The organism is Vibrio sp. 1402 (assembly GCF_033340275.1).
The window spans coordinates 1-721 of the sequence record NZ_JAWOWE010000252.1; the positions used below are offsets into that span (position 1 = coordinate 1).

General features: G+C 47.3%; 1 protein-coding gene. It reads left to right on the forward strand.

Annotation, left to right across the window (positions count from 1 at the left end; translation table 11 throughout):
- On the forward strand, positions 1-721 hold a 721-nt coding region (locus tag R7044_RS25390), incomplete at both ends, for a toprim domain-containing protein (RefSeq protein WP_263857045.1).

Below are 721 nucleotides of genomic sequence, written 5' to 3' on the forward strand. Positions count from 1 at the left end.
CGTTCAGCACTTAAACACCAACAAGACACCAATCATCGAGAAAATCTTCCTCTTCGACTTAGAACGTGAAGACGGCATTTTGGTAGAAGTGGCAATGCAGTGGAACGATGGTTTCCAAGAGAATATCTTCTGTTTCACCAACAACATTCCACAGCGCGATGGTGGTACTCACCTTGCTGGTTTCCGTGCGGCACTAACACGTACGCTAAACAGCTTTATGGATAAAGAAGGTTTCTCGAAGAAAGCGAAAACGGCAACGTCAGGCGACGATGCGCGTGAAGGTTTGACTGCCGTTGTTTCAGTAAAAGTGCCTGATCCAAAATTCTCAAGCCAAACTAAAGATAAACTGGTTTCTTCTGAAGTGAAATCAGCGGTTGAATCGGCGATGGGTGAGAAGCTATCTGAGTTCTTGGTCGAAAACCCAAGCGAAGCGAAGATGGTTTGCTCGAAAATCATCGATGCAGCACGTGCACGTGAAGCCGCACGTAAAGCGCGTGAAATGACTCGTCGTAAAGGTGCGCTAGACTTAGCAGGCCTACCAGGCAAACTTGCAGACTGTCAGGAAAAAGATCCGGCACTCTCTGAACTATACATTGTGGAGGGTGACTCTGCGGGTGGTTCAGCTAAGCAGGGTCGTAACCGTAAGAATCAGGCAATCCTACCGCTGAAAGGTAAGATTCTGAACGTAGAAAAAGCACGTTTCGACAAGATGTTGTCTTCG